General features: G+C 65.8%; 40 protein-coding genes. 28 read left to right on the plus strand and 12 right to left on the minus strand.

Annotation, left to right across the window (positions count from 1 at the left end):
* Nucleotides 1-33: 33 nt before the first annotated feature.
* Together GXN78_RS01285 and GXN78_RS01290 are read right to left on the minus strand one after the other, a co-directional pair.
* Nucleotides 34-420, minus strand: coding sequence for a hypothetical protein (locus GXN78_RS01285; protein ID WP_106554092.1), 387 nt, complete (start codon nt 418-420; stop codon nt 34-36).
* Nucleotides 421-509: 89 nt separating this feature from the next.
* Nucleotides 510-737, minus strand: coding sequence for a hypothetical protein (locus tag GXN78_RS01290; RefSeq protein WP_106554091.1), 228 nt, complete (start codon nt 735-737; stop codon nt 510-512).
* Between the two features lie 85 nt (nt 738-822).
* Between GXN78_RS01290 and GXN78_RS01295 the strand changes: the two genes are divergently transcribed.
* Nucleotides 823-1059 (plus strand): hypothetical protein, encoded by a 237-nt coding sequence (locus GXN78_RS01295; RefSeq protein WP_106554090.1) that lies wholly within the window; start codon nt 823-825, stop codon nt 1057-1059.
* Nucleotides 1060-1091: 32 nt separating this feature from the next.
* Here the strand turns inward: GXN78_RS01295 and GXN78_RS01300 are convergent, their stop codons facing one another.
* A complete protein-coding gene (locus GXN78_RS01300; RefSeq protein WP_106554089.1) occupies nt 1092-1325 on the minus strand; it encodes a helix-turn-helix transcriptional regulator in 234 nt (77 codons plus the stop codon).
* A gap of 2 nt (nt 1326-1327) precedes the next feature.
* Between GXN78_RS01300 and GXN78_RS01305 the strand changes: the two genes are divergently transcribed.
* The 16 genes from GXN78_RS01305 (at nt 1328) to GXN78_RS01380 (ending at nt 10832) form a co-directional block, all read left to right on the plus strand.
* Nucleotides 1328-1828 (plus strand): hypothetical protein, encoded by a 501-nt coding sequence (locus GXN78_RS01305; RefSeq protein WP_146162947.1) that lies wholly within the window; start codon nt 1328-1330, stop codon nt 1826-1828.
* Nucleotides 1829-2018: 190 nt separating this feature from the next.
* Entirely contained in the window at nt 2019-2297 is a 279-nt protein-coding gene (locus tag GXN78_RS01310) for a hypothetical protein (RefSeq protein WP_106554087.1), read from the plus strand.
* Between the two features lie 146 nt (nt 2298-2443).
* A complete protein-coding gene (locus GXN78_RS01315; protein WP_106554086.1) occupies nt 2444-2695 on the plus strand; it encodes a hypothetical protein in 252 nt (83 codons plus the stop codon).
* Nucleotides 2692-2868: a hypothetical protein gene (locus GXN78_RS01320; protein ID WP_164255338.1), complete on the plus strand. Its 177-nt coding sequence runs from the start codon at nt 2692-2694 to the stop codon at nt 2866-2868. The genes GXN78_RS01315 and GXN78_RS01320 overlap by 4 nt, the downstream gene beginning before the upstream one ends.
* Before the next feature lie 137 nt (nt 2869-3005).
* On the plus strand, nt 3006-3422 hold the full coding sequence (locus tag GXN78_RS01325; RefSeq protein ID WP_106554085.1) for a hypothetical protein: 417 nt from the start codon (nt 3006-3008) through the stop codon (nt 3420-3422).
* Nucleotides 3419-3754 (plus strand): hypothetical protein, encoded by a 336-nt coding sequence (locus GXN78_RS01330; protein ID WP_106554084.1) that lies wholly within the window; start codon nt 3419-3421, stop codon nt 3752-3754. The genes GXN78_RS01325 and GXN78_RS01330 overlap by 4 nt, the downstream gene beginning before the upstream one ends.
* Nucleotides 3751-3930 carry a hypothetical protein gene (locus tag GXN78_RS01335; protein ID WP_106554083.1) on the plus strand — a complete coding sequence of 60 codons (180 nt, stop codon included), beginning with the start codon at nt 3751-3753 and terminating at the stop codon, nt 3928-3930. Before GXN78_RS01330 ends, GXN78_RS01335 begins: the two co-directional genes overlap by 4 nt.
* Nucleotides 3927-4112, plus strand: coding sequence for a hypothetical protein (locus tag GXN78_RS01340; protein WP_106554082.1), 186 nt, complete (start codon nt 3927-3929; stop codon nt 4110-4112). Before GXN78_RS01335 ends, GXN78_RS01340 begins: the two co-directional genes overlap by 4 nt.
* Before the next feature lie 11 nt (nt 4113-4123).
* Nucleotides 4124-4270, plus strand: a complete 147-nt coding sequence (locus GXN78_RS01345; protein WP_164255339.1) for a hypothetical protein — start codon at nt 4124-4126, stop codon at nt 4268-4270.
* 7 nt (nt 4271-4277) lie between these two features.
* Complete coding sequence (locus tag GXN78_RS01350; protein WP_106554081.1) at nt 4278-5333, plus strand: hypothetical protein; 1056 nt, start codon at nt 4278-4280, stop codon at nt 5331-5333.
* Nucleotides 5334-5358: 25 nt separating this feature from the next.
* On the plus strand, nt 5359-7146 hold the full coding sequence (locus GXN78_RS01355; protein WP_164255340.1) for a YqaJ viral recombinase family protein: 1788 nt from the start codon (nt 5359-5361) through the stop codon (nt 7144-7146).
* A gap of 25 nt (nt 7147-7171) precedes the next feature.
* Nucleotides 7172-7459: a KTSC domain-containing protein gene (locus tag GXN78_RS01360; protein ID WP_106554079.1), complete on the plus strand. Its 288-nt coding sequence runs from the start codon at nt 7172-7174 to the stop codon at nt 7457-7459.
* 104 nt (nt 7460-7563) lie between these two features.
* Nucleotides 7564-8250, plus strand: coding sequence for a hypothetical protein (locus GXN78_RS01365; protein ID WP_106554078.1), 687 nt, complete (start codon nt 7564-7566; stop codon nt 8248-8250).
* 29 nt (nt 8251-8279) lie between these two features.
* A complete protein-coding gene (locus GXN78_RS01370) occupies nt 8280-8960 on the plus strand; it encodes a hypothetical protein (protein WP_106554077.1) in 681 nt (226 codons plus the stop codon).
* Between the two features lie 4 nt (nt 8961-8964).
* Nucleotides 8965-9150 (plus strand): hypothetical protein, encoded by a 186-nt coding sequence (locus GXN78_RS01375; RefSeq protein ID WP_106554076.1) that lies wholly within the window; start codon nt 8965-8967, stop codon nt 9148-9150.
* Nucleotides 9147-10832: a DNA cytosine methyltransferase gene (locus GXN78_RS01380; protein WP_106554075.1), complete on the plus strand. Its 1686-nt coding sequence runs from the start codon at nt 9147-9149 to the stop codon at nt 10830-10832. Before GXN78_RS01375 ends, GXN78_RS01380 begins: the two co-directional genes overlap by 4 nt.
* A 2-nt stretch (nt 10833-10834) precedes the next feature.
* On the opposite strand, the gene GXN78_RS01385 is transcribed toward GXN78_RS01380, so the two are convergent.
* From GXN78_RS01385 to GXN78_RS01400, 4 genes are all read right to left on the minus strand, one after another.
* Entirely contained in the window at nt 10835-11206 is a 372-nt protein-coding gene (locus tag GXN78_RS01385; RefSeq protein ID WP_146162946.1) for a hypothetical protein, read from the minus strand.
* A gap of 93 nt (nt 11207-11299) precedes the next feature.
* On the minus strand, nt 11300-11548 hold the full coding sequence (locus tag GXN78_RS01390) for a hypothetical protein (protein ID WP_146162945.1): 249 nt from the start codon (nt 11546-11548) through the stop codon (nt 11300-11302).
* A 51-nt stretch (nt 11549-11599) separates the two neighbouring features.
* Nucleotides 11600-11836, minus strand: coding sequence for a hypothetical protein (locus GXN78_RS01395; RefSeq protein ID WP_106554073.1), 237 nt, complete (start codon nt 11834-11836; stop codon nt 11600-11602).
* Between the two features lie 68 nt (nt 11837-11904).
* Nucleotides 11905-12513, minus strand: coding sequence for a hypothetical protein (locus GXN78_RS01400; RefSeq protein WP_146162944.1), 609 nt, complete (start codon nt 12511-12513; stop codon nt 11905-11907).
* Nucleotides 12514-12536: 23 nt separating this feature from the next.
* Here GXN78_RS01400 and GXN78_RS01405 point away from each other — a divergent pair, with 23 nt between their 5' ends.
* The 10 genes from GXN78_RS01405 (at nt 12537) to GXN78_RS01450 (ending at nt 18454) form a co-directional block, all read left to right on the plus strand.
* The gene (locus tag GXN78_RS01405) at nt 12537-13199 is read left to right on the plus strand and encodes a hypothetical protein (protein WP_106554071.1); all 663 of its coding nucleotides are present in this window, start codon (nt 12537-12539) and stop codon (nt 13197-13199) included.
* A complete protein-coding gene (locus tag GXN78_RS01410; RefSeq protein WP_106554070.1) occupies nt 13196-13684 on the plus strand; it encodes a hypothetical protein in 489 nt (162 codons plus the stop codon). Before GXN78_RS01405 ends, GXN78_RS01410 begins: the two co-directional genes overlap by 4 nt.
* Nucleotides 13681-13965 carry a hypothetical protein gene (locus GXN78_RS01415; protein WP_106554069.1) on the plus strand — a complete coding sequence of 95 codons (285 nt, stop codon included), beginning with the start codon at nt 13681-13683 and terminating at the stop codon, nt 13963-13965. Before GXN78_RS01410 ends, GXN78_RS01415 begins: the two co-directional genes overlap by 4 nt.
* Nucleotides 13962-14168, plus strand: a complete 207-nt coding sequence (locus tag GXN78_RS01420) for a hypothetical protein (RefSeq protein WP_146162943.1) — start codon at nt 13962-13964, stop codon at nt 14166-14168. The genes GXN78_RS01415 and GXN78_RS01420 overlap by 4 nt, the downstream gene beginning before the upstream one ends.
* Nucleotides 14165-15088, plus strand: coding sequence for a hypothetical protein (locus GXN78_RS01425; protein WP_106554068.1), 924 nt, complete (start codon nt 14165-14167; stop codon nt 15086-15088). Before GXN78_RS01420 ends, GXN78_RS01425 begins: the two co-directional genes overlap by 4 nt.
* Nucleotides 15085-15498, plus strand: coding sequence for a hypothetical protein (locus GXN78_RS01430; RefSeq protein WP_106554067.1), 414 nt, complete (start codon nt 15085-15087; stop codon nt 15496-15498). Before GXN78_RS01425 ends, GXN78_RS01430 begins: the two co-directional genes overlap by 4 nt.
* The gene (locus GXN78_RS01435) at nt 15498-16169 is read left to right on the plus strand and encodes a hypothetical protein (protein ID WP_106554066.1); all 672 of its coding nucleotides are present in this window, start codon (nt 15498-15500) and stop codon (nt 16167-16169) included. Before GXN78_RS01430 ends, GXN78_RS01435 begins: the two co-directional genes overlap by 1 nt.
* A 575-nt stretch (nt 16170-16744) precedes the next feature.
* Nucleotides 16745-17137 carry a hypothetical protein gene (locus tag GXN78_RS01440; RefSeq protein WP_106554065.1) on the plus strand — a complete coding sequence of 131 codons (393 nt, stop codon included), beginning with the start codon at nt 16745-16747 and terminating at the stop codon, nt 17135-17137.
* On the plus strand, nt 17134-17412 hold the full coding sequence (locus tag GXN78_RS01445) for a DUF4224 domain-containing protein (protein ID WP_106554064.1): 279 nt from the start codon (nt 17134-17136) through the stop codon (nt 17410-17412). Before GXN78_RS01440 ends, GXN78_RS01445 begins: the two co-directional genes overlap by 4 nt.
* Complete coding sequence (locus GXN78_RS01450; protein WP_106554063.1) at nt 17387-18454, plus strand: tyrosine-type recombinase/integrase; 1068 nt, start codon at nt 17387-17389, stop codon at nt 18452-18454. Before GXN78_RS01445 ends, GXN78_RS01450 begins: the two co-directional genes overlap by 26 nt.
* Here GXN78_RS01450 and GXN78_RS01455 read toward each other — a convergent pair whose 3' ends face one another.
* Nucleotides 18455-18859 carry a hypothetical protein gene (locus GXN78_RS01455; RefSeq protein WP_106554062.1) on the minus strand — a complete coding sequence of 135 codons (405 nt, stop codon included), beginning with the start codon at nt 18857-18859 and terminating at the stop codon, nt 18455-18457.
* A 535-nt stretch (nt 18860-19394) separates the two neighbouring features.
* On the opposite strand from GXN78_RS01455, the gene GXN78_RS01460 reads away from it, so the two are divergent.
* Nucleotides 19395-19664: a hypothetical protein gene (locus GXN78_RS01460; RefSeq protein WP_239142565.1), complete on the plus strand. Its 270-nt coding sequence runs from the start codon at nt 19395-19397 to the stop codon at nt 19662-19664.
* A gap of 30 nt (nt 19665-19694) precedes the next feature.
* On the opposite strand, the gene fba is transcribed toward GXN78_RS01460, so the two are convergent.
* Genes fba through GXN78_RS01480 form a run of 4 tightly spaced genes read right to left on the minus strand, consistent with a single transcriptional unit; the run spans nt 19695 to nt 24835 of the window.
* A complete protein-coding gene (gene fba, locus GXN78_RS01465) occupies nt 19695-20708 on the minus strand; it encodes a class II fructose-bisphosphate aldolase (RefSeq protein ID WP_106554061.1) in 1014 nt (337 codons plus the stop codon).
* 37 nt (nt 20709-20745) lie between these two features.
* The gene (gene tkt, locus GXN78_RS01470; protein WP_106554060.1) at nt 20746-22827 is read right to left on the minus strand and encodes a transketolase; all 2082 of its coding nucleotides are present in this window, start codon (nt 22825-22827) and stop codon (nt 20746-20748) included.
* Nucleotides 22828-22837: 10 nt separating this feature from the next.
* Entirely contained in the window at nt 22838-23716 is an 879-nt protein-coding gene (locus tag GXN78_RS01475; RefSeq protein ID WP_106554059.1) for a phosphoribulokinase, read from the minus strand.
* A gap of 45 nt (nt 23717-23761) precedes the next feature.
* On the minus strand, nt 23762-24835 hold the full coding sequence (locus GXN78_RS01480; protein ID WP_106554058.1) for a class 1 fructose-bisphosphatase: 1074 nt from the start codon (nt 24833-24835) through the stop codon (nt 23762-23764).
* Nucleotides 24836-24843 lie beyond the last annotated feature (8 nt).

Below are 24843 nucleotides of genomic sequence, written 5' to 3' on the forward strand. Positions count from 1 at the left end.
AGTGATCGCCATGGTTCTTGGGGTCGATCAGGCTCATGCCACCGCCCGCACGGCCTGCCGGGCCTTGAGTTGCTCGAGCGTCTTCATGGCGCGGTTCAAGGTGTTGGCCGCACCGTTAATCACCTCGACCAACTTGACTTCCTCGTCCGCCGGCGTCTTGCGATCGGGCCGCGCGTGCAGTGTCTCGTCGCAGGCATGCATCAGTGGGTCATAGGCTTCGCAGAAGACCATGAGCCGGATCACCTGCCCAAAGGTCAGGCGCTGGTCGCCGGTGGGGCTGGCGCAGACCTTCAGCTTCGCGTAGGCGCTGTCGGGCTTCATGTCGGGGAAGATGTGCGCCGCGACTTCCTTCCAGCTCTTGCTGGAGTCGTTCACCGCCTGGGTGATCGCGTCGAATTCGTCGTCGTAGAAGAGCTTCATTGAGACTCCCATAAGAGTTATGGGTGGTTAGGGGAGACGGGCCGGGCCAAAAAAAAGACCATCGGTCCATGTTTCAAAGCCTTCACGAACTAGCCCTTGAGCGTTTCGGCCCCCTGCTCGCGGCGCGGGCGCAGGTCCAGCGCACCAGCGAAAGCGACGCATGCCCAGCCGAAGCCGAAAGTGGGGGGAAGGAGATAGCCGGCGGCGTCGAGCGCCCCGGTGACGATCAGGAAGGCCGCGCTGTAGATGCAGACCAGGAAGAGGACCGCAGAGAGTCGGAACTCCCAGTGCGCAGCGAAGCGGCGGCGGAGCGGCATTCAGGCACTCCTGGCGAAAGGTGTCCGCCCACCCGCGGGGTAGAGTCCGAGCTTCCCAACTTGGACCCCGCGAGGGGCGGACGACATGGAATTCCTTGGACAACCGTTTGGCATCCAAAACACATCGGAGGGATGGCTGGTCACCTGGAACGACGCGGTGCTGCACGGTCCGAAGGGAGCGCCGGACGAATCGGTTTCGTTCACAGTGCTGCTCCCAAGGCGGGCCGATCTGACGATTGCGGAAGTCCAGACGTACGCCCTAAAGCGGGCTGCGGAACTTCTTCAGCACATGATTCAGGCGAAGACGACGCCCGGCCAGTAGCGCCGCACCAGCAGTACTGCTCGAACGCCATGTCAGGCGGCCTTGGGCTCGGGCTCGCCGGCACTCTCAGAAAACTCTTCGACCAGATCTGCGACCTTGAGCCGCGCATCCGCGTCAGCAAGCTTGGCCAACAGGTCTACGGTGGGCTTTTTCCCCTTCCACCGAGTCGCCAACTGCCAGAGGTATCCCGGTGAAATGCCGCAGCGTTTCGCCAGGTCGGCGCGCTGTTCGCGCGTCAGCGATGGGTGAAGTTCGGATAGGCGCATCCGTGAATGATAGCGCCGCGCTAAGCAATTGCAATAGCGCTGCGCTACGCCACATGATCAGCGGCGCGCTATTCAATGCGGGGATGAAGACAGTAGAAGAGGTTCGGCGCGTCCGCCTTCAGGAGTTGAAGGCGACGTTCGGTTCGTTCGCCGCCATCAACAAGGCTCTCAACCGCACCCCGACAGACTCGACGCTCAGCCAGATCGCCAACCAGGCGTCTGGGAGCAAGACCGACAAGCCCAAGACGATGGGATCGCCTCAGGCCAGAGCAATCGAAGCTGCGCTGAAGCTCGAGGCCGGTTGGATGGACACAGACCCCCAACTGGTCGCTGCTGCCGCGAATGCACCACGGTCCTGGCCATTTCCAGGCATCGATATGGCCAAGGTGGCCGCCCTCGATGCCGATTCGATCAATCGACTCGAGGGAGCACTCCTGCTGACCGCCGCCCAATTGGGCAAAGACGTGGCAGCCCAGCGCCCAGAAAACCGCAAGGCCGCGTGAGCGCCCCCGCCCCAATCTACGTGCTGCAGCGAACCGAAGGTATTAGCCTTGCGTCCCGGCTAGGGTGGGTCCGGGGCATTTGCGTGAAAAATTCCTCGTGGTGGTGTGCGCGCGTCAGCCCAGAATCCGCTTGGGGGTCTTTGCCAGAGACGTGCGGCCACGCGCGCAGGCGCTAGCAAGGAGCGAGGGAATGCTGAAGGTGTTGTTGTGGCTCGTGGCGCTGCTGCCGATAGCAGCCTTCGCGCAGCCGCGTTGCTACTGGACCGACATGATTGAACCCCAGCCATTCCTCGGTACGGAGAACGAAGTCATTGTTCTTGCCGATGGCAGCGTCTGGAAAGACATCAGCTACCTCTACCTGTACCTCTACGAGTACTCGCCGAGGGTCGTGATCTGCCCTGATCAAGGCCGGATGATCTTGGAATCGGGTGGCAGGCGCCATGTCTTCACGTTGATCCGTCTGAGATAGCGCGCTCTCTCAACCTCCTCTCCTCAGCCCGCCGCGCGCGGGCTTTTTCACGCCTTTAGATGCCGCCCAAGAGCGATACTTAGCGCTGCGCTATTGACAATGCATAGCGCGGCGCTATTATTTGTCCATCCAAACAGGAGATGGACATGGACAACAGAGGACTTCGGGAGCACGGCAGCGAGCTGCAAAAGCTCCACGAACTGCGCCTTGAGACCACGACGGTCGCGCTGACGCAGGAAGAGTTTGAGGCGCACGCCGCCGAAACGGCCGCGGCCCTCCTGCAACTGATGCGGGTGTTCCAGGTGCGCAGCGTCCGTCGCCGCGCGAAGGCAGAAGCGATCCTCGCCACGTTTGAAGGTCGTCGCGCAATTGCCAGGGCTTCGGGAGCCGCATCGTGAACGGCGCCCTCTTCCCCAACGTCGAGCGCCGCGACAGCGGCCCGGCCAGCCAGGACCGCACGTCCGAGGAGTGGTTCGAGAACAGCGTCGAGTCGACCGAGGCGCGCGACTGCGACGACCTGACCGATGACATGGTGGACGCCGCCGATTCCATGTTCGGAGTCGCGGCATGAAGGTGCTCGACCGCATCAGCAGCGCTGTTGCGCTTCCTGACCGCGCAGCAGCGCAAGGAACACGCGCCGACGGCTTCCGAGGCCGCCATTAACGATCTCGCGCGCCGCATGGGCGTGCGCCTGCCGGGGAGCGCATCGTGAGCCACGTCACGCACGAATTCCCGCGCGCCTACGAAGCCGCGACGAAGGTCGACCCGCTGATCCTGGACCAGGCGCTGGATCACATCGCCCGCACCGCGGCGCGCAGCCGTAGCCAGACCCGGCGCCTGCGCTGGATCGAGCAGCGCGCACTGATCGCCCTGCGCGGCGATGAGTTCCGCGACCTCGACATCGAGCTGCCCAAGAGCGCCGGGCCTGACACGCACGAGAAGCTGCAGCGGCGGATGGCGTACCACATCGCTGTCAAGCACGAGATGCTCGAAGCCCTACAGGCGCTGCACGCCAACATGCTGGCGCAAGGCCTGGAAGACGAAGCCAAGCGACCGACCGAAGACGAGTTCCAGCAGTGCATGCGGCAAGCCGCGGCCGCCATCGCGAAAGGCGGTGAAGCATGAAGTGCCGCCCTGGCGACCTCGCCCTCACCTACGGTGCGCCGACGGACAACGGCCTTCTGGTGGAAGTTGCCGAGGTCGGCGAACTGCCGCCGAGCCTCAAGCTGGAGTGGGGCCCGTTCTGGCGGGTGACCTCGCTTGGCTCGCCCTTCCACATGGAGCCGCACCAGCGCTCGCAGACGGCCATCTGGCCAGACCGACTGCTGCACCCCATCCGCAACCCCGGCGACGACGCGATCGACTGGGCCAGCCATCGCACGCCGCGCAGCGCAGATCTGCGCCAGGAGCAACTGGCCCGGGCCCGTCACCAACTGCTGGAGGTGGCGTCCTCATGATCTTCGCGCCGCTCTCCCCTGAGAAGGTTGTCGCTCAGCAGCTGTACGAGGCGCGCCGGCTGGCGCTCGAGCATCGCGCTGCCGCCGAGCACCACGCCGCCCTGGCCGACATGTACGACGGCCGCGTCGAGCGACTGGAGCCCCTGAGCCCACCGCTCTCGAAAGGCAAGCCATGAGCCGAGCACATCCGCACGGCTTCCCCGATGACACGCCGGAGCCGCTCGCCCAGCCCTACAGCGCTGCCAGCGCCTTCATCGACCGGGTGCTCTATTGGTCCGTCTTCGCCGGCGTGCTGGTGCTGGGCGCCTCGATCGGCGGCCTGGTCGTCTGGCTCTCTCGCGTCCCCGTCAACAGCTGAAAGGACTCGCCATGGACTCCGATGACCACGACCTCACGTCCACCGAGGACCTCGACTTCATCGTCTCCGCGGCATTGCTGTGGGCCGGTGTCCTGCTGCTCGCGCTGTACGGCGACCGCGCCGCCCTCTTCCTCAACTCCCTCTTCCTCAACCTCTGAGAGCTTCATGAGCAACGTACTTGCAATCCAACAGCAACAGGGCGGCGCGCTGGCGCAGTCCGCAGCCTCCGGCCGCATGGCAGTGGCCGACATCATCAGCCACGTGGCGATGGTGCAGGAAGTCATGCGCGCCGTCATGAAGCCCGACGTGCACTACGGCGTCATCCCGGGCACGGATAAGCCGACGCTCCTGAAGCAAGGTGCGGAAGTCCTGTGCATGGCGTTCCGGGTCGCCGACTCCTATCAGGTCGAGGACCTGTCTACGGGCGAAGTCGTGCGCTATCGCGTCACCTGCACCGGCGTGCATCAGACCAGTGGCCTCGTGCTCGGCACCGGCATGGGCGAAGCCTCGAGCGGCGAGGAAAAGTACAAGTGGCGCAAGGCCTACAAGGAAGAGTTCGAGGCCACGCCTGCGAACCTGCGCCGCGAGAAGAAGGGCTTCAACAAGGCGAAGAAGGAAAGCTACTCGACTTTCCAGGTGCGCACGGAGCCGGCTGACCTCGCGAACACCATCCTGAAGATGGCGAACAAGCGCGCCAAGATCGCCATGACCATCAACGTCACGGCGTGCGGCGACATGTTCGGCCAAGACCTGGAAGACATGGAAGAGACGTTGCGCGACCACCTGACGCGGCACGGCGGCGAGGGCGGAGCAACTGATCAAGACGCGCCGGCGGCACCCACCTACTACCTGCAGGCCGACTTCGATGCGAACCTCGCAATCTGGAAGAAGGTCATCGCCAAGGGCGCGAAGCCGGATGACGTCATCGCCAAGATCAACTCGGCGAACCAGAAGACGCCGCTGAGCGACGCTCAGAAGGAAGTCATCCGCGGCCTGGCCCAAGCCTCGCAGGCGGCGCCCGCGCCAGCACCAGCGCCGGCCCCTGCCGCCGCCGCAGTGCAACTCTCGCACGCCGACGTGCTGGAGAAGTTGCGCGCAGCCAAGGACGAAGACGCGCTCAATGCCGCGCTCGACCTCGCCAACTCCGTTACGCGCACCGATGAGGAGAGCGCGGCCGAGGAGGCCTGCTACGACGAGTGCCTCGCCAAGCTGCGCGGCTGATCACCGACCGATACCAAGGATCACCATGGAAAGAATCGTTCACGATCTCGTGCAGGGCGTGCCCGCATGGGATGAGTTCCGACTGACCCACTTCGGCGCCAGCGAGATCGCTGCAGTCTTGGGTCTGTCGAAGACCACAACGCGCACCGAGCTGCTGCGCGCCAAGAAGACTGGCATCGCGAAGGAGTTCGGCGACTGGCTGCAGCGCAACGTGCTGGACCGCGGCCACGAGATCGAAGCACTGGCACGGCCGCTGGCTGTCGAGTTCGCAGGGGTTGATGGCTTCTACCCTGCAACTGCATCGATCGGCCGCATCAGCGCCTCCAGCGATGGCCTCGACATGCTCGACGAGACTGCGTGGGAGTGCAAGAGCCTGAACGCCCAGAACGGGCCCATCGTGCGCGCCGGCCAAGTGCCGGAAGAGCACATGCCGCAATGTCAGCAGGTGTTGATGGTCACGGGCGCCGACCGCCTCCTTTTCACCGTCTCTGACGGCACGCGCGAGAACACCTTCCATGTCTGGGTGGAGCCCGACACGACCTGGTTTGACCGCATTCGCGCGGCTTGGGCGCAGTTCGAGATCGACCTCGCCGCCTATGTGCCGGTCGAGATCAAGGAGCGCCCTGCGGCCGAGGTCACCCTCGCGTTGCCGGCGCTGGTGATCCACGCCAAGGGCGAGATCACGACCAGCAACATGAAGGAGTACGGCGACGCCCTTACCCGGCGCTTGGCGGAGGTCCGCGCGATCCAGTTGGTCACCGACCAGGACTTTTCCAACGCGAAGGAATCGGCCAAGCTGTTGCGCGAGAACATCCAACAGGCCAAGCACGCGAAGGAAGCGATGCTCGCCCAGACGGTAACGGTCGGCGAGGCCGCTCGGATGATCGACAGCTGGTGCGAGGACATGCGCCAGACGGCGCTGAAGCTGGAGCAGGACGTCGAGCGCGAGGACAGGGTCAAGAAGGCCGCCATGCTCGCCAAGGCGAGGACTGACTATGAGGCGCACATCGAAGCGCTGAAGGTCGACACCGGCGGCCCCTGGATTGTCCTCCCCTCCCCGGATTGGCCCGGCGCGATCAAGAGCAAGCGCAGCTTCGCCAGCATGCAGGACGCGCTCGACACGATGCTGGCGAACGCAAAGATCGTCGCCGACGAGTCGGCTCGGAAGATTCGCGCATCGCTGGCATGCATGGCGGAGGAAGGCAAGGGCTACGAGTTCCTGCTGGCCGACCGGCTGGCGCACATCGGCAAGCCGGTGGAAGACGTGCGCATTCTGGTGCGGGCTCGCATCACCGAGCACAAGGCGACCGAGGAGCGCCGCGCCGCAGAACTCGCCGAGCGGGAGCGCGCACGCATCCGCGCCGAGGAGGAGGATCGCGCGCGCGCACAGGCGGCCCGCGAGCAGCAGGATCGCGAAGCGGCGGAGCGCCGCGAGCGTGAGGAAGCCGAAGGCCGAAAGCGCCAGCAGGAGCAGGAGGCGGCGGCGCGCGAGCAGCAGGAGCGCCAGCAAACCCTAGCGCGCACGGAGCCGCAGCGCGAGGCACCCGTGGCGCCCGCCGCCGCACCGGCGCCAACCGTCATTCCCATGCCAGCGCGCCCCGCCGCTACACCCGCCGGCAAGCCGACGCTCAGCCTGGGCCAGCTCAAGGAGCGGCTCGCCCCAATCCAGATCACCGCCGACGGCCTGGCCACCTTGGGCTTCACGGGCCTGAAGGACCGCGGTTCCGTGCTGTTCCACGAGGCCGAGTACCCGCACATCTTGGCCGCGCTCGTCGCGCACGTGCAGGCCATCCAAGCCAAGCAGGCCGCCTGACCCGATCAACCCCGAAGGACCAACCATGCCCAAGCAGTACACCCCGGCCGCTCCCTTCAACGACATCGCGGAGTACATCGAGATCCCGATGACGTCCGTGGAGAGCCATCAGGTCGCCGCCATCGGCTACGACCCCGAAAGCAAGACCCTGGCCGTGACCTTCACGCGCGGCCCGGGCCACATCTACCAATACCCCGGCGTCGAGCCGGAGGTGCACGCCGCCTTCATCGCGGCTGAGTCCATCGGCAAGTACTTCGGCGAGCACATCAAGCCGCTGCCCTTCAAGAAGTTCCCGGCGCCCGTCGCCGCCTGACCCAGTTCGGGCCGGCGAGGGCACGCGGAAGTTATTCAGCCGCGCGCCTGGCGTTTTAGTAGTCGCCTGCCGGCCCTCCTCCTTCTCCACCAACAGCAAGACCAATGAAGCAAACCATCATCGCCCTGGCCATCTTCGCCGCGTCCGGCGTCCATGCAACCGGCCATCCGCCGCCGCCCAGCAACCCGGCGCCGAACGCCAGCTCGAGCGCGCAAGCTGGCGCAGTTGCCGGTGCCGCGGCGGTGGCCGGCGTCAAGAACCGCGTCAGCGTGCGCAACACCGCGGCCGGCGGTGCCGGCGGCTCGGCGACCATCACCGGCCTGACCGGCATCGCGGGCGGCCAGTTCGGCGGCGCTGGTGGCGCGGTGGGCAATGTCATGGCCGGCGGCCTGGAACTGGCCGGCGCGCGCATCGGCTCGGACGTGAAGGTCGAGCGCTCGGCGCCGAGCCTCTACGGCGCCACACCCACGCAGCCGACCCAGCCCTGCGCTCGGCCCGGCTTCAGCATCGGTGGCTCCGGTCGCGACGGCAGCGGCCTGCTGTCGATCCCCACCGGCACGGACGTCACCTGCCGCGTCGACAACGCGCTGACCATCATGGCCCGCAATTCGAAGCTCTTCAGCGACGACGACCGCCTCACAGTCTCGTGCAAGCAGGAAGACATCGCCGAGACCCAGACCTGCAAGGACTTGGCGCGGCGCAAGGCCAGCGCCGAGCGCGCGGCCGCTGTCTTGGAAGACCGGCACACGCGCGCCTACATCGCTGCCCGCGACTCGTCGCTCCTGCCCTGATCAACAACAACCCCGGAAGGCCCAACTTCATGTTCGAACTCAAAGACCAGACCACGATGAAGCTCAAGAAGGCGAGCACGCACGTGGAGAACCATGGCGACGAAGAACGGATCGCGCTCGACCTGCGCGTGATCTGGACCACGAACAATCGCAATCTCAATCTGATCAAGAAGGGATTGCGAGAGGCCTTCTTCTGCGACCTGCGCGCCCAGCAGCAGGGTGACCAGGAAGAGATGGACTTACCGGTCGACGAGTTGCCGAATGTGCGCTTCCCCGACCTCGACTACCCGATCAAGATCAAGGACTTCCAGCTGATGGGCGCGCGGGTCGAGGTCGCCTATGGCATCGACGACGCGAGCGCCGTGGTGATGCAGTTGTGCAAGGCGCACAAGTTCGAATTCACGCCCATCGAAGGCGGATCGGTGCTCATCGAATACTCGATCTCTTCGTCGGCCGACATCGATCGCGACATGATCGGCACGACCTCGATGCTGCAAAAGCATGAGATCTCGATGAAGCAGACCATGCCGGAGGTCGAGCAACCGACGCGCCCGCTCACCGAAGCGGACGTGTTCACGAATCCGGTGCCGGACAGCACGGAGCCGCCCCTCACTCCCGAGGATGTTTTCATCAACCAGTCCGCCGAGACCACTCCGGCCGCCACGGTGTCGGTCAAGGGCAAGGGCCGCAAGCCCAAGGCGGAGGCCTGACGCGATGGGCTTCACCGTCATCCCCATCGAAAAGGTGCGAGCGGCGCTCGCGCGCGCTGAAGAGCTCGGCGCCGCAGGCATCGAGGAAGCGTGTGCCGCCGCCGCGCAGTCGCTGGGCATCGCCGTCGAGTCGGTGCGCGAGGTGGCGTACGAGCTGGCTGATCAGGATGCAGGGGGCGACGCAGCATGATCTCGCCGCAGTTCGTGCTCAACCTCGCCGCGAAGCTGGTGATCGTGCTGTTCGCCGGCTCCGGCGGCAGTTGTACCGGCATCGAGCAAGCGATCGGCCGGCACGTCGACATCGCCGTGAACCACAACGACGACGCCGTCTCTTGCCACGCGGTGAACCACCCGCAGACCCGCCACTACCGCAAGGACGTGCGCGAGCTGTGCCCGCGCGCGTTGACCGGCGGCCAGCCTGCAGGCTACTTCCATGCCAGTCCCGACTGCACGCACTTCAGCCAGGCGCTGGGCGGCCAGCCTCGCGACACAGAGATCCGCTCGCTGTCCTGGGTGGTGGTGCGCTGGGCTGGCCAAGCGCTGCCCGACGTCATCACCCTCGAAAATGTTGAACAAATTCGGAAATGGTGCCCGCTGATCGCGAAGCGCGACAAGGCGACCGGCCGCGTGATCAAGCTCGACGGAACTGTCGCCGGGCCCGGTGAGCACACCCCGCGGCGGCTGCAGCACTTGGTGCCCGACCCGAAGCGCCTGGGCCAGACCTGGGAGCGCTTCCTCGCGCTGCTGCGCCTGCAGGGCTACGTCATCGAGCACCGGCTGCTGAAGGCGGCTGACTACGGCGTGCCGACCACCCGCACGCGCCTGTTCATGGTCGCGCGCCGCGACGGCCTGCCCATCCAGTGGCCGGAGCCCACGCATGCGCGCAAGCCCGGCAAGGGTCTCAAGAAGTGGCGCCCGGCCGCCGAGTGCATCGACTTCAGCCTCCCGACGCGGAGCATCTTCGACCGACCAAAGCCGCTGGCGGATGCCACATGCCGGCGCGTGGCCCACGGCATGAAGAAGTTCGTGCTCGACAGCGGGGACCCTTTCATCGTTCCGATCGCCAACTGGTCGCGCGAGGCGGTCGACTCGGTGCAGCAGCCGATGCGGACCATCACGGCCTGGCCGCGGGGTGGCGCTCTCTCCGTTGTCACGCCCGTGCTCATCCAGACCGGCTACGGCGAGCGCGCCGGGCAGGCGCCGCGTGCGCTCGACATCGACCAGCCGCTCGGTACGGTCGTCGCCGGCGGCGCGAAGCACGCGCTGGTGACTGCCTTCGTCGAGCAGGCCAACGGCTTCGGCAACGCGCTGCCGGCGCACAGCCTCGACAAGCCGCTGTCCACGATCTTGACGAAGGGCGCGAATCAGCGGCTGGTGACCGCCCACCTGGCGCACCTGCGTGGCAACTGCGACGCGCGGCCGCTGGATGAGCCGCTGCGCACCGTCAGCGCAGGCGGCCAGCACCACGGGCTGGTCGAGTACCACCTCGCACCCGAAGCCGAGGCCGGCGCGCTGCGCTGCGCGGCGTTCCTGATCCGCTACTACGGCGAGGGCGGCCAGTGGGGTGACCTGCGCGAGCCGATGCACACCATCACCACGAAGGATCGGCTGGCGCTGGTCACCGTCTGGATCCGCGGCGAACCGTGGGTGGTGGTCGACATCTGCCTGCGCATGCTGGTGCCGCGCGAGCTGGCCAACGCCACAGGCTTCCCGCGTCAGTACGTCATCGACCGCGGCCACGACGGCCGCATGTTCACCAAGACCCAGCAGGTGGCCATGATAGGCAACGCCGTGCCGCCTGGGCTGCAGCGCGCCGTCACCGCGGCGAACTTCAGCGACCTGTGGGACCAACCGCAGCGGAGGGCCGCCTGATGTCAGTGGTTCACCATCAACCGCTTCCGCAGCCAATCCCTCGCTGCTGCCAAGCCAGCGTCGGCGGCCTCAAGTTCTGTGTCGAAGATCTCGCCGGAGTAGTGCTTCAGTGGCACTTCGCCGTGCCACTCGTTCTCGATAACGGCAAACATCATCTGGTACTTGCCACCTTCCGTCGGCACCGGATGACTGCGAAGCGTGAACTGGCCGCCGTGTGGGGATTCAACTTTTTCCATATTCCATCTCGGTCGATCGGAGATCGCAGCATGACGGCGCTCATCGCCACCGCTGTCAGGACTGGTGGCACTTTGAATGTAGGAGACCGCGACACGAACCGGCTGTCCGAGCCGAAGAACGCAGGCGAACGTATGCATTCCGCGCGAATCGTGTGCGACATGCCGCGCCGAGGTTCCGCCCGTCCGCTTCGCCCAAGAGGCGCAGAACTACGGGAGGGCCGCAGCGTGATGTCAGCCGCCCGGAAATTCGAACTTGGTCTTGCAGGCCTCACACCGGACCGCCCCGATCTCGCCCGCGCTCTTAAGCGGCATCAGACGTTGCACACGGCCATCAAGGAAACAGCTGGGACAGGGCAATGGCTCCCCCGGGAAGTTCTGCGCTTGCCACCAGAGGTTCTCCCAGGATTCGATCGTGAATTGCACCGCCCCTTGTGCCTTCAGGTAATCCAACAACGCGTCGTGCATGCCTTCCAGTGCCATGGCCACCCCCGTCAATCGGAGCCCGCAGTATGCCCAGATGCGCGGGCGGAGTCAGCCCAGCCTGTGCCTCACGAAGTTGTCCATCTCGATGGCCAGCTTCGCAGCCGTGCGCTCGAGTTCCTCGACAGCATCGATCTCGGAGGCCGAGGGGTCGGGTCCCGTCCCCTTGACGCATGCCATCTGCTTGCTGGTGAGTTCGGCCCGACCAGCGAGCGCCCTCTCCTGGGTCTCCTGCCACTGGTCGTGCAGGGCTCGCCAGATCTTCAGGCCTTCGGGATCTTTCGGCATTTCAACCTCCATCAATCGGAGCCCGCAGTATGCCGATAAGAGCCCGACCCTCTGAACCACAAAAGGCGCTAATACGTCATCCTTTGATCCGCATTCGTAGCGCGGTCAATCTCGACCTTGCACGCTGCCAACGCTTCGTCAATCTCTTGTTTGCGGTCCTCGATCACCTCCAGAGCTTCTTTGTCCTTCTCAGGTCTCTTCGAATCAGCGTGCACTCGGGGCAGCGTCGCCAATGCCCACAAACTGCGATCGACACGCCCGATGTGTTCAACCATGGTAGGGCTTGGCAAGTCGAAAATCGGCAGCCGCTCTATCATTCCGCGGACGCGGTTCACCTCTTCGGTCAACCACCCCCAGTGGGTGGGCTTTTTCGCTTCGACAGCCGCCACTGCCATGCCGCAGCAACGCCGTGCATGTTGCAAGATGCTGTGCAAAGCGCGCAGTTTGGCTTCGTTTCCCTTCCTCGCTTCGCTAGTACGGACGCGCTCGTTGCGTCCAGCTTGCCATCCTGCGGTGGCGGCTGTACCGACGATAGCCAAGATCGAGCCTATCGCTTGTACCCACGACGACAGGCCACTATTCGCGTTCGCCCAAATAACGAGTTCGGACCAGCCGACGATCACTGCAATCACGGCGGCGGTTGCACTCCAAAGCCCCAGAACGATAAGTCCGCTCATCTTCAACTCCTCCGGAGCGAAGTATGAAGGAGCAACCCATCCTCTTCAGCGCGCCAATGGTTCGGGCGCTGCTCGCCGGCACGAAGACGCAGACGCGACGGGTGCTGAAGCAGGCGACTGGCCCGAGCCTGAGCATCGGCATCGAGAACGAACCCGGTGTGGCCGAACTCTCCTGGCTGTGGGGAGATGGCCCTAGCCACGATGTGCACGAGACGGTGATGAAGGTGCCGTGCCCTTACGGAGTGCCCGGCGATCGGCTGTGGGTGCGCGAGGCGATCCGCCTGGTGCCCGACCAGGAGCCCGATGACGGCACCGGACGCGTGCTCTCCACGTATGGCGCCGACGGCTCACTGACCGTAGCCGACGCCTGGCCGTGGAAGCGCAGCTACCTGCCGCCGATGCATTGCCCGCGCGGCCTATCGCGCATCACTCTGGAGGTGACCGGCGTGCGCGTCGAGCGCCTGCAGGACGTCAGCGAGGCCGACGCCATCGCCGAGGGCATCGAGAACGATCCCCGCCTGGACCCCGCCGGCACGTGCCACTGGCGCGTCTACGGCCGGGAGCACACCGGCACCAGCTCGCCCGAGAGCTCCTACGAGTCGCTCTGGGAATCGATCAACGGCGCCGGCAGCTGGGCGGCTAATCCGTTCGTATGGGTGGTCGAGTTCCGGAGGGTCAGGCCATGAGCGACGACACCTACACGCCCGCGCCGAACGGCTGGTGCTGCTTCCACTGTGGCGAGACGTTCCCATTCACGAGAGGCGGCTACCGCGCCGCGCGCGTGCACTTCGGCGTCACGCCCGACTGGGCCCCGGATTGCATCGAGCGCCGCACGAAGCCCGACAGCATCCTGCTCGACGAGGCGCGCCGCGCGCGCATTGCCAGCCAGCAGTTCTTGAAGGAGCGCGACGAAGCGATCCAGGCCGAGGAGATCGCCGCGTGCACGTTGGCATCCTGGAAGCGCGCGATCAAAGGCGCCCCCACAGAGCACGAGGCGCGCTGCGCGTTCGATTCGATGGAAGGTCGCGCACTGGCCGCCGAGGCCGTGCTGGCCGAGCTGCAGCGCACGGCCCCTGATGCGTTGACGGCCGCGAGGATTGCGGTGGCTGGTCCCGGCACCTACTACCCGCTCACCCTCCCGAGCTCTGGCGACAGGAGCGCTGTGCAATGACCGCTGCACCTGAAGAGCGCGACTTGGCGCACGAGGCCGACATGGAGCGCCTGCGCCGCGAGCAGCTGCGCGCCGACATCAGCCCGGAGGAAGCGGCCGAGGAGTGCGTGGAGATCGAGGCCCGCGCCGCTTGGATGGAGGGCGCCGACCTTGACGATGGCGAGGATCTGATGGGCGACCCGGACGAGTACAGCGAGGACTACTGCGTTTGCTCCGTCGAGCACAGCATCGAGGAGATGGACAGCAACCAGTGCGACTGCTGCGGGAAGGAGATCTCGTGACCACGCAGCAATTCGCCGCCCTGGTCGGCGCTACCGCTCGATCGATGGCACAAGCCCGCTCCCGCGTTGATCCCTCACAGGAGGTGCGCGGCTCCTTCCCCTGCCTGAAGTGCGGCAGCTCGCTGCACTTTCGCGCCTACCCCAATCAACAAACCGAAGGGCGCTGCAGTGCGGCGCGCTGCGTCAACTGGAGCCGGCAATGACCACCACCGACAAGACCTCCCTCCCGGGTGCGGCCGACATCCTCTCGCTGGAAGACTCCGATGGTGGATGGAGCATCTACCGAAAGGGCTGGGGCTGCGTTGCCAAGATGCCGAGTTGGAAGCTCAACCCGGAGGCGCGCGCCCTGCAAGAAGAGCACATGCGAATCATCGTGGCCGCCCTATCCGCCCCTGCTGTCGAGGCACCGAAGCACCACCCCGGCGCCGCCGAGAAACTGGACAAGCTGCTGACTGCACACATCAATCGATCCGTGTATGTCGAGCAAGAGCTTTTCAACATGGCTGCGGGCAAGAAACCCATGCCGGATGCAGCGAAGTTGCGCGAGTTGGCGAACAAGTTGGGAATTCCCTCTGCTGTCGAGCCTGTGGCAGTGATGGAGGCGGACACGCTCCGGAGCCAACTGCAAAAGCAATGCTCTGAGTGGGGCACCTACTGGCGGGCTTCGGACTCGCACGGCGTAGAACTGACGAAGCCGCAGGCCATCGAATTGCTCGGGAATGCGCTCGGCGTGGAGGTCGAAATCAAGGACAACGGCTGCGCAACGTGCGACGGGACTGGAATGATCGGCGGCGAGCCGTGCCCCGATTGCACTCCCCCTGCCTCCCCAGCAGAGCAAGCCGCGACGCAGGCAGAGGCGCCCATGTGGCCGGAGATGCGCGCAGACTTGAAAGCTGTTCTCTTGGAGCTTGACGTGCCAGTGATTGGCTACGTCTCCAGCCATTCGGGCACGTTCCACAGAAGTGCAGATGACGTGGACAACTCGGAAAGTGCCGTTGCGCTGATTCGAGAGAGCGACCACCGTCGCGCATGCCAAAAGATTCGAGCGTTGATTGCCACCCCCAATGCCTCCCCTGCACCCACAGGAGCGCAGGCCGAGCCGACAGAGGGAGAGCAATCGTGAGCACGATCAATCTGCGCCGCGAGAACGGCAAGCGCCTCACCATCCAAGGCCGAGGCGCCATCAATAATCCGTCGCTCCAGTGCGTGCAGTCAATCTTGTGGCGTAAGAATGGGTCGCCGCTGCAAACCCTGGAGATGACGCTCGACGAAGCTGAGCAGTTGGGCACGGCGATCTTTGCGGCCATCTACGATGCCAAAAGCACATCCGCCCCCGCCGAGCAGGCAGCACCGAAGGCCGAGCCGCTGACGCGCGAGGACGCGAAGAAGATGGTTGCTCGCTTTGGCAACGCTGCAATTGCGCTGGACAAGGGTGAAGGCACTATTTCCGGCTTCGTGCAGTTGTCGAATGAGCTGATCGACGCCCTCGCCACTCCATCTACAGACAGTGGCCGCGCAAAAGGGGAAGACTGATGGACGCGATCAAGAAACTCCGCAGTGCTTACGAAAAGCTCGAAGCCGCGCAGTGCTGCCAAGAGGACGGCATGCAAGGCGCCTATCGAATCATCATGGCGGCCGAGAAAGAACTGGCCGGCGCAGTGAGGGCGTTCCTTGCAACGCAGTCTCCTGCGCCACCGCCTATCGTAGACAGTGGCCGCGCCACCGGAGAGGACGAGTTCGGTGTCTTGAAAGCTTCGGCTGCCGCCATCAAGGGCTGGATGAAAGACTCTGAGCGGCTCGATTGGGTCATGCGGGTCTACAGCGTGCCGGGCGGACGTGACGCCATCGATGCCGCTCGTGCCGCCACCGGAGCCGAGTCCACTCCCCCTACAGGGGTGGAGGGAGCACCGAATTTCGAGCCTACCGGCATCCCTCTTCTTGCCGAGAAGCACCAGGGCATGCGCGTGGACTACTCGGGTCTGCTTGGGCAGTGCCAGCGCGGCCTGCGCGGCGCTGGGGGCCATGCGGCCAATGCGGAGATGCTGCGCCAGTTGCAAGGGCACCTGAAGGAACTGGGGCAACGCTGGTATGCCGGCGACACGGCCGTGGTGGACGAAATCTTGCAGCTTTACTGCATCGAGAAAGAGGCGCGTGACGCTCTCGCCGCTCAGCCTGTAGCGGGGCACCAGGGAGGCGAGGCATGACTGAACACAAGCCAGGATGCGAAGCCTTGGGCGGCTATGGCCATGGAGTGGGGCCATGCACTTGCGGTGCTGCGACCAGGGAGGGGGCTGGCTGTGCCGCATGCGTGACGTGCGGTCAGCCGTGGCCTGAGGACACCACTCCCCCAGCACCCACCACGGAGCCGACAGCGAAGCCTATTACCGGTCTCACGGAGGAGGAGATCCGCAAGGCGGTACGTCCGCTCTATTGGGACGACAGGGCCTGCGATATGGGTTTGGACGATGACATCGAGACAGCCCAAGCCATCACCCGTGCTCTCGCAGAGAAGAACGGCCTGGCAGTGCAAGGAGGTGAGCATGGCAATTGAGCGCAACTACAAGTGCAACCTCTGCGGGGATCGAGGCTCTGCCTTCGACTTCCCCCGGCTGGTTGGCCTGCACTTCAAATCCTGGCCGAAAGGCTGGATCGAGAAGCCGGCGCATGAGTGCGAGAACCACATTTGCGCCTCCTGCCTGTCGTCGCTTCAGGGGTTTACGCCTCGATGTGGCCAGGGCCATGACTGTCTCGGCGGCCCCAACTGCGGGAGCGATCACAAATGAACGACGCCCAGTTGATCGAGCACCTGCATGCGCGGGGCTACAGGATAGAGATCACCGATGTCCCCATGATCCGCGAAGCATGCGCAGCTCTCGGAGCCGAGCTCGGCGCTCCAGACATCCCGCTTGGCTGCGAGATGGCCCGCGGCTGGGCCGTCGAGGTGACCGCCAACGGGCAGCAGGTCCTGCTGCTCTCCGATCGGGGCTACAGCGGTTTGCCCGACCTCGAGCCCTGGGCCAGCACGATCCGTGGCTGCGCGGAACACCTGCAGGCGTTCATCGGGCCGGCCGAGGGTCGCCCGGCGTTCGACCCCAACGATGAGTCGACCGGCGAGGCCGATGCGATCGATCTAGCGCCACCGCTGCAGAATCCGCCCAGAGGTGATCGATGAGCACCAGCCCGTTCCTTTCCGATGCCGAGATCGCCGAGATCTGCGCGCCGCTCGAGCAGCCGGCGGCCCAGGTGCGCTACCTGTGCCGCCAGGGGCTGATCGTGAAGCGCAAGCCGAATGGCAAGCCTCTGGTCGCCCGCGGCGAGTTCGAGCGCGTTCTGGTCGGCCGTCAGCCCGAGCAAGGGCAGAATGCCGGCTCCGGGCAGCCAGACCGCGCCGCCCTGCTGAAGCTCATCCGAGGAGGCAAGCGTGGGGCGCAAGCGCAAGGACGATAACCAGGGCCTGGCCGGCACCCGCCTCTACCTCCGCCGCGGCACGTTCTTCTACGTGCACCCGAACGGCAAATGGGAGAACGTCGGCAAGGACCTTGGCGCTGCCAAGAAGCGCGCTGCGCACTACAACGATCCGACCGGGGCCTATGGCACCATGACTTGGTTCCTGGACCAGTTCCTGATCCACTTCCGCCAGTTGGTCGCCGCGAATGAGCGCTCGGCCAGGACCCTCGAGGACTACGAGGCTGACGTCATCCCCCTGAAGGCCTTCTTCGGCCCCATGCTCCCCTCCGAGGTGGGGCCGCATCATGTGTCCGACTACCTGGACATCGGGGCCAAGGAAGGCCGCGGCGTCCGGGCCAACCGTGAGCGGGCATGCCTCTCCTCCTGCATGAGCTGGATGCTGCGCAGCAACATAGGCGCCCTAAAGGTGAACCCGTGCATGCGTGCGAGCGGCGTAGTGCGCAACGAGGAGACGGAGCGCGACCGCTACGTGACGGACGAGGAGTACTTGGCCGTATTCAATGCGGGCAATCGAGCGGTTCGGCTGATGATGGAGCTGGTCTACCGCACGCTGCAGCGGCCTGAGATCGATGTCTTAGCCTGGACGCCGGCGAACGTCGTGAAGAAGGCCGGCAAGCCCGTCCTGCGCTTCATCCAGAGCAAGACCAAGCGGCAGATCGACATCGGCCTCGAAGGCCGTCTGCTCGACATCGTGCAGGAAGCCATAGGAGAGGTTCCGGTCCTGCGCCAGCCCATCGTGCACACGCTCAAGGGCGAGGCCTACACCTACGACGGGATCTCGGCCATGCTCAAGCAGGCGCAGGACAAGGTGCGCGCGAAAGTCCCGGTGCTCAAGGGCATGCCGTCGTTCGGCTTCCGCGACCTCAAGGGCAAGGGCGCCACGGATATGTGGCTGGCCCAGCAGCCGATCGAGCGCATCCAATTGCTCTGTGGTCACAAGCACAAGGCAACGACTGAGAAGTACATCAAGGCTCGGTGGCGCGAAACCGCGACGCCGAACACCCTTGTGATCGGGCAATAACTAAGCAGCGCGCAGAAGGTTCGATACGCCCTTCAGAAGGCCTGCCGCCTCGCTCAATTCATCGAGGCGGGCCTTCAGATACTCGTCCGAAGGGATATCTTGGTACGCTGCATTGGGTGAGATACGAGCTTGACTTACCGCAGCCGCAATGCGAACAAGTTGAGCCTCAGATGTAGTTCCCCTCGCGACGTCTTCGATGCCTTGACCGTATGCCTCTAGCTCGGCGCAGAGGTCCACCGCTGGCTTACCAGCAGAGCGTCTTTCTACAATCTGTGAAAGTGTGGCCGAGATTGAATCGAGCAACGTCGCCACGCGCACTCTCTTGTCGGCGCGGATACCACGCAGCGTGACCGCCGCTTCCAGCAGCGCCTTCGCGGCACTCAACAGCACCCCCATTTCGAGCATCGGCTTCCCCTCTCGGCGTGAGGCTGCATGTTCGCTTCGGCTCGACCAAATTGCAAGCTGACCGAGACGTCCAATATCCAGCCTTTCCTCCGGCAACTTCCCTCTGACCAATTTGGCGCTCGGAGCGCGAAATATTGGACAGCGCGGGGACGAAAGCTAGATTTCACGCGGGCTGCAGGCCGATTTGACGTGCAGCCTGTTAATCCGTAGGTCCCTGGTTCGAGCCCAGGTCGAGGAGCCAAAACAAACCCTCGTGGTTCTTGGAAGCCCTGCTATCTTTTCGGTAGCAGGGCTTTTTCCATGGCGGTGTAGCCTTCTTCCGTGTCCGAAGATCGCCGGACGATTCACACTGTGTTCGAAAGCACGACGAGCCCGCGACACACATTGTCATGACAGTGGCGCAGCCTTGGCGCTGCAGAGCCGGCGCCCCGTTGGCACGGATTGTGATAACCGAAGCACGACGCCGGTCAGTGCAGGCCGGTGTCCTACATCGTGATCCGATTCACCTTAGACCCTTGCAGGGAGACCTGGAGACATGGCACATAGCGATCTGACGCCGGCGGCGCAAGCGCGCGTCGGCGAGTGTGGCGAAGTGAAACAACATGCCGGCCGAGCCGAAGGCCCGCGTTACGAACTGCGTTTTCGATCGCTGTTTCAAGACGGCCGCGGCTGGGCCTTCCCCTGCGACGCTGCCGGGCGCGTCGACATGGACGCCATGAGCGAGCGAACGCGCAACAACTACATGTTCGCGCGCGCGGTCATCGGGATCGAGGTCGACACCCCTTGCGTCCTGGCGACGCATTGACGAACGGTCGGGCTCGGCACGAGCCCGCAGCTACGGCGCCGCCGGCTTGATCCTGGCCGCCATGCCGGCGCTGCCGAAAGCCTGGAAGCGATCGACGCAGAGATCGCGGGCGGCGGCGGTGGCGTCCTTCAGGAATTTCCGCGGATCGAACTCGCTGCGATCGCGGCCCATGGCGCGGCGCATCGCGCCGGTCATGGCCAGCCGGATGTCGGTGTCGATGTTGATCTTGCGCACGCCGTGGCGGATGCCCTCCTGGATCTCCTCGACCGGCACGCCATAGGTCTCCTTGATCTCGCCGCCGAACTCGCGAATGACGGCCAGCCACTCCTGCGGCACCGAGGAGGAGCCGTGCATCACCAGGTGCGTCTGCGGAATGCGCGCATGGATGTCCTTGATGCGCTCGATCGCCAGGATATCCCCCGTCGGCTTGCGGCTGAACTTGTAGGCGCCGTGCGAAGTGCCGATGGCGATCGCCAGCGCGTCGACGCCGGTCCTGGCCACGAAGTCCGCCGCCTGCTGCGGGTCGGTCAGCAACTGGTCGTGCGAGAGCACGCCCTCGGCGCCGCCGCCGTCCTCCTCGCCGGCCATGCCGGACTCCAGCGAGCCGAGGCAGCCCAGCTCGCCCTCGACCGAGACGCCGACCGCATGCGCCATCTCCACCACCTTGCGGGTCACGCCGACGTTGTAGTCGTAGCTGGCCGGGGTCTTGGCGTCTTCCATCAGCGAGCCGTCCATCATGACGCTGGTGAAGCCCGAGCGGATGGCCTGCATGCACATCGACGGGCTGGCGCCGTGGTCCTGATGCAGCACAACCGGGATCTCGGGGTACATCTCCACCGCCGCCTCCACCATCTTGCGCAGGAAGGGCTCGCCGGCGTATTTGCGCGCGCCGGCGGAGGCTTGCAGGATGACCGGGCTGTCGGTCTTCCTGGCCGCCTGCATGATGGCCTGGATCTGCTCCAGGTTGTTCACATTGAAGGCCGGCACGCCGTACCGATGCTCGGCGGCGTGGTCCAGCAGTTGGCGCAGCGAAATCATGGCTATGCAGGCTCCTCTTGGAAATGGGATTGGGAATGCGGCTTCAGCGCTGCCGGAGGTCGAGCGCTTCGACCGCCCTCGGACTCGTTGCGTCGGCCTTCGCGCCGGCCTGCGAGGCGCTCGCCAGCAGGCGCCGCGCGCGCTCGGCCACCGCCTCGGCGGTGAATCCGAACAGCTTGAAAAGCTCGCCGGCCGGCGCCGACTCGCCGAAGCGGTCGAGCCCGATCACGTCCCCGTGCTCGCCGACGAACTTCCACCACAGGCCGGAGCTGCCGGCCTCCACCGCGAGACGCGGCAGATGGCGCGGAATCACCGCGTGGCGCCAGTCCGCGGGCTGGCGCTCGAACACATCCATGCACGGCACCGACACCACGCGGGCCGCAATGCCCTCTTGCGCCAGCAAGTCCGCGGCGGCCCGCGCAATGGCGAGCTCCGAGCCGCTTGCCAGCAGCGCGACGCACTCCGCGTGCGGGCGCTGAAGCACATAGGCGCCGCGCGCGATGGATTCGATGCGCTCGTCGTCGCCACCGGCGTGCGGCAAGGCCTGGCGCGTCAGCAACAGGCAGCTCGGCCCGTCGAGGCGGCGCAAGGCCTGGCGCCAGGCCACGGCCGTCTCCGTGGCATCGGCAGGACGCCAAACATCCACACCCGGAATCAGGCGCAAGCTGGAGGCATGCTCCACCGGCTGGTGCGTCGGGCCGTCTTCGCCGAGCCCGATCGAGTCGTGCGTGAAGACGTAGATGACCGGCAGCTTCATGAGCGCCGACATGCGCACGCCGTTGCGCGCGTAGTCGGAGAAGGTCAGGAAGGTACCGCCGAAGGGCCGCAAGCCGCCGTGCAGCGCCAGCCCGTTCATGATCGCCGCCATGCCGAACTCGCGCACGCCGTAGTGCACGTGATTGCCGGTGCCGGTGCCCTTGAGCGCGCGGTGCCCTTTCCAGTCGGTGAGGTTCGAGCCGGTGAGGTCGGCCGAGCCGCCGATCAGTTCCGGCATCGCGGGCCCGACCTCGTCGAGCACCTGCTGCGAGGCCTTGCGCGTGGCGACCGCCGCCTGGCGCTGTTGCGCAGCCGCTGCCGCCGAAGCCAGCGCCGCCTCGGCCCGCGCCGTCAGCGGCGCATCGTTGCGATGACGGCGCAGCACCTCGCGCGCAAGCGCCGGATGTTCCTGCGCATAGGCCTCGAAGCGCGCCTGCCACGCCGCGTGCCGCGCCGCGCCCGATTCGCGCGCCGACCAGGCCTGCACGACGCGCGGCGGCAGCTCGAAGGGGGCCGCACTCCAGCCCAGGGCCTGCCGCGTGAGCGCGATCTCGGCCTCCCCCAGCGGCTCGCCGTGCGCCTTCGCGGTCCCCGCCCGATTCGGCGAGCCTTGGCCGATGCGCGTCTTGCAGCACACCAGCACCGGCCGGTCGGCGGCCGCGGCCTGGGCGATGGCCGCGTCCAGGGCTTGCACGTCATGGCCGTCGACATCGCGCAGCACGGTCCAGCCGTAGGCCTCGAAGCGCCGCGGCGTGTCGTCGCCGAACCAGCCGCGGACCTCGCCGTCGATGGAAATGCCGTTGTCGTCGTAGAAGGCCGCCAGCTTGTTCAGTCGCCAGGTGCCCGCCAGCGAGCAGGCTTCGTGACTGATGCCCTCCATCAGGCAGCCGTCGCCCAGGAACACATAGGTGCGATGGTCGATCACCGTGTGCCCGGGGCGGTTGAACTCCTCGGCCAGCAGCTTCTCCGCCAGCGCCATGCCCACGGCGTTGCCGATGCCCTGCCCCAGGGGCCCGGTGGTGGTCTCGACGCCGGGCGTGACGCCGACCTCCGGATGCCCGGGCGTGCGCGAATGCAGCTGGCGAAAGCGCCGCAGCTCCTCCATCGGCAGCGCGTAGCCGCTCAGGTGCAGCAGCGCATAGAGCAGCATCGAGCCGTGCCCGTTGGAGACGACGAAGCGGTCGCGATCGATCCACCGCGGGTGGGCGGGATCGTGCCGCAGGCGATGCCGCCACAAGGCCTCGGCGATGTCGGCCATGCCCATCGGCATGCCCGGATGGCCCGAGTTGGCGGCCTGCACGGCGTCCATGGCCAGCACGCGGATGGCGTTGGCGCACTGCCTGCGCAAGACAAGGTTTTCGGCTGTCATGGCGAGTCTCCTAGATCGCATACGCCTTCTTGCGGCGCTCCATGAGGCGCAGGATCATCGGCGTGAAGATCAGCTGCATGGCCAGGTCCATCTTTCCGCCCGGCACCACCAGCGTGTTGGCGCGCGACATGAAGGAGTCGTGCAGCATGCTCAGCAGGTACGGAAAGTCGAAGCCCATCGGATTGGCGAAGCGGATCACCACCATGCTTTCGTCCGGGCTCGGAATGGTGCGCGCGATGAACGGGTTGGAGGTGTCGACCACCGGCACCCGCTGGAAGTTGATGTGGGTGCGCGTGAACTGCGGGCAGATGTAGTGCACGTACTCGTGCATGCGCCGCAGGATCACGTCGGTCACGGCCTCGGTGGAATAGCCGCGGGTGCTCTTGTCGCGGTGCAGCTTCTGGATCCACTCCAGGTTGATCACCGGCACCACGCCGATCAGCAGGTCGACATGGCGCGCGATGTCGACCTTGGCCGTGGTCACGCCGCCATGCAGGCCTTCGTAGAACAGCAGCTCGCTCGCCGGCAGCGTTTCCCACCGCGTGAAGGTGCCGGGCTCCTGCTCGTAGGGCGCGGCCTCCTGCGCATCGTGCAGGTACTTGCGGCTGCGGCCGACGCCCGCCTCGCCGTAGTCGCGAAACAGCGCCTCCAGCTCCGCGAACAGGTTGGCATCCTCGCCGAAGTGGCTGAAGTTCCGGTTGCCGGTCTCCTCCGCCTCGACCATGGCCACCTTCATCGCGTTGCGGTCGTAGCGATGAAAACTGTCGCCCTCGACGATCGCCGCCTGGATGCTCTCGCGGCGGAAGATGTTCTCGAAGGTTCGGGTGACGGAGGTGGTGCCGGCGCCGGAGGACCCGGTGATGGCAACGATCGGATGTTTGGCTGACATGGTGGCCTCGGAAATGATGAATTCGTGCGGGCGCCGCGGCCTCGTTCAGGCGGCGGTCGCGAACAGGCCGCGCTTGCCGAACAGCGGCGCCTGGTAGGTGTCCTGCGGCGCCTCGGCGTGGTAGGCCTCCACGCGCGCCACCTCGTCGGAGGAGCCGAAGACCAGCCCGATGCGCTGATGGATGGCCTCGGGCTCGACCGTCATCAGGCGCCGGCGGCCGGTGCTGGCCATGCCGCCGGCCTGTTCGATCAGGAAGGAGATCGGGCAGGCCTCGTAGAGCAGGCGCAGGCGCCCGGCCCGGCCCGCCTCCTTGCTGTCGCGCGGATACATGAAGACGCCGCCGCGCATCAGGATGCGGTGCGTCTCGGCCACCAGCGACGCGATCCAGCGCATGTTGAAGTCGATGCCGCGCGCGCCTTCCCGGCCGGCCAGGCATTCGTCGACATAGCGCTTCACCGCCGGTTCCCAGAAACGGCTGTTCGACGCGTTGATCGCGAACTCGCTGGTGCGCGCGGGAATGCGCAGGTTCGGATGGCTCAGCACCCATTCGCCCAGCTGGGGATCCAGGGTGAAGGCATGCGTGCCGTTGCCCAGCGTCAGCACCAGCATCGTCGAGGGGCCGTAGATCGCGTAGCCGGCGCCGACCTGCTGCGTTCCGGGCTGCAGGAAGTCCTCCGGCCTGGCATCGCGCTCGGTGGTCGGCGCGCGCAGGATCGAGAAGATGCTGCCCACTGCCACGTTGACGTCGATGTTGGACGAGCCGTCCAGCGGGTCGAACAGCAGCAGGTACTTGCCGCGCGGCGACTGCTGCGGCGGCACGTAGGGCGCCTCCATCTCCTCCGACACCATGCCCGCCACATGGCCGCCCCACTCGTTGGTGCGCAGGAACATGTCGTTGCTCAGCACATCGAGCGTCTTCTGTTCCTCGCCCTGGACGTTGCGGCTGCTGGCGCTGCCGAGCATGTCGGCCAGCGCGCCGTGCGCCACCTTGCGCGATATCGCCTTGCAGGCGAGCGAAACGTCCGTGATCACGGCATTGAGCGCACCCGTGGCGCCCGGATGCCGGCGGCGTTCCTCGATGATGTACTGGGTCAGCGTGGCCTTGCCTGCAATGGGCATGTCGATCT

It is taken from the genome of Variovorax sp. WS11 (assembly GCF_010499245.1).
GTDB lineage: Bacteria > Pseudomonadota > Gammaproteobacteria > Burkholderiales > Burkholderiaceae_C > Variovorax.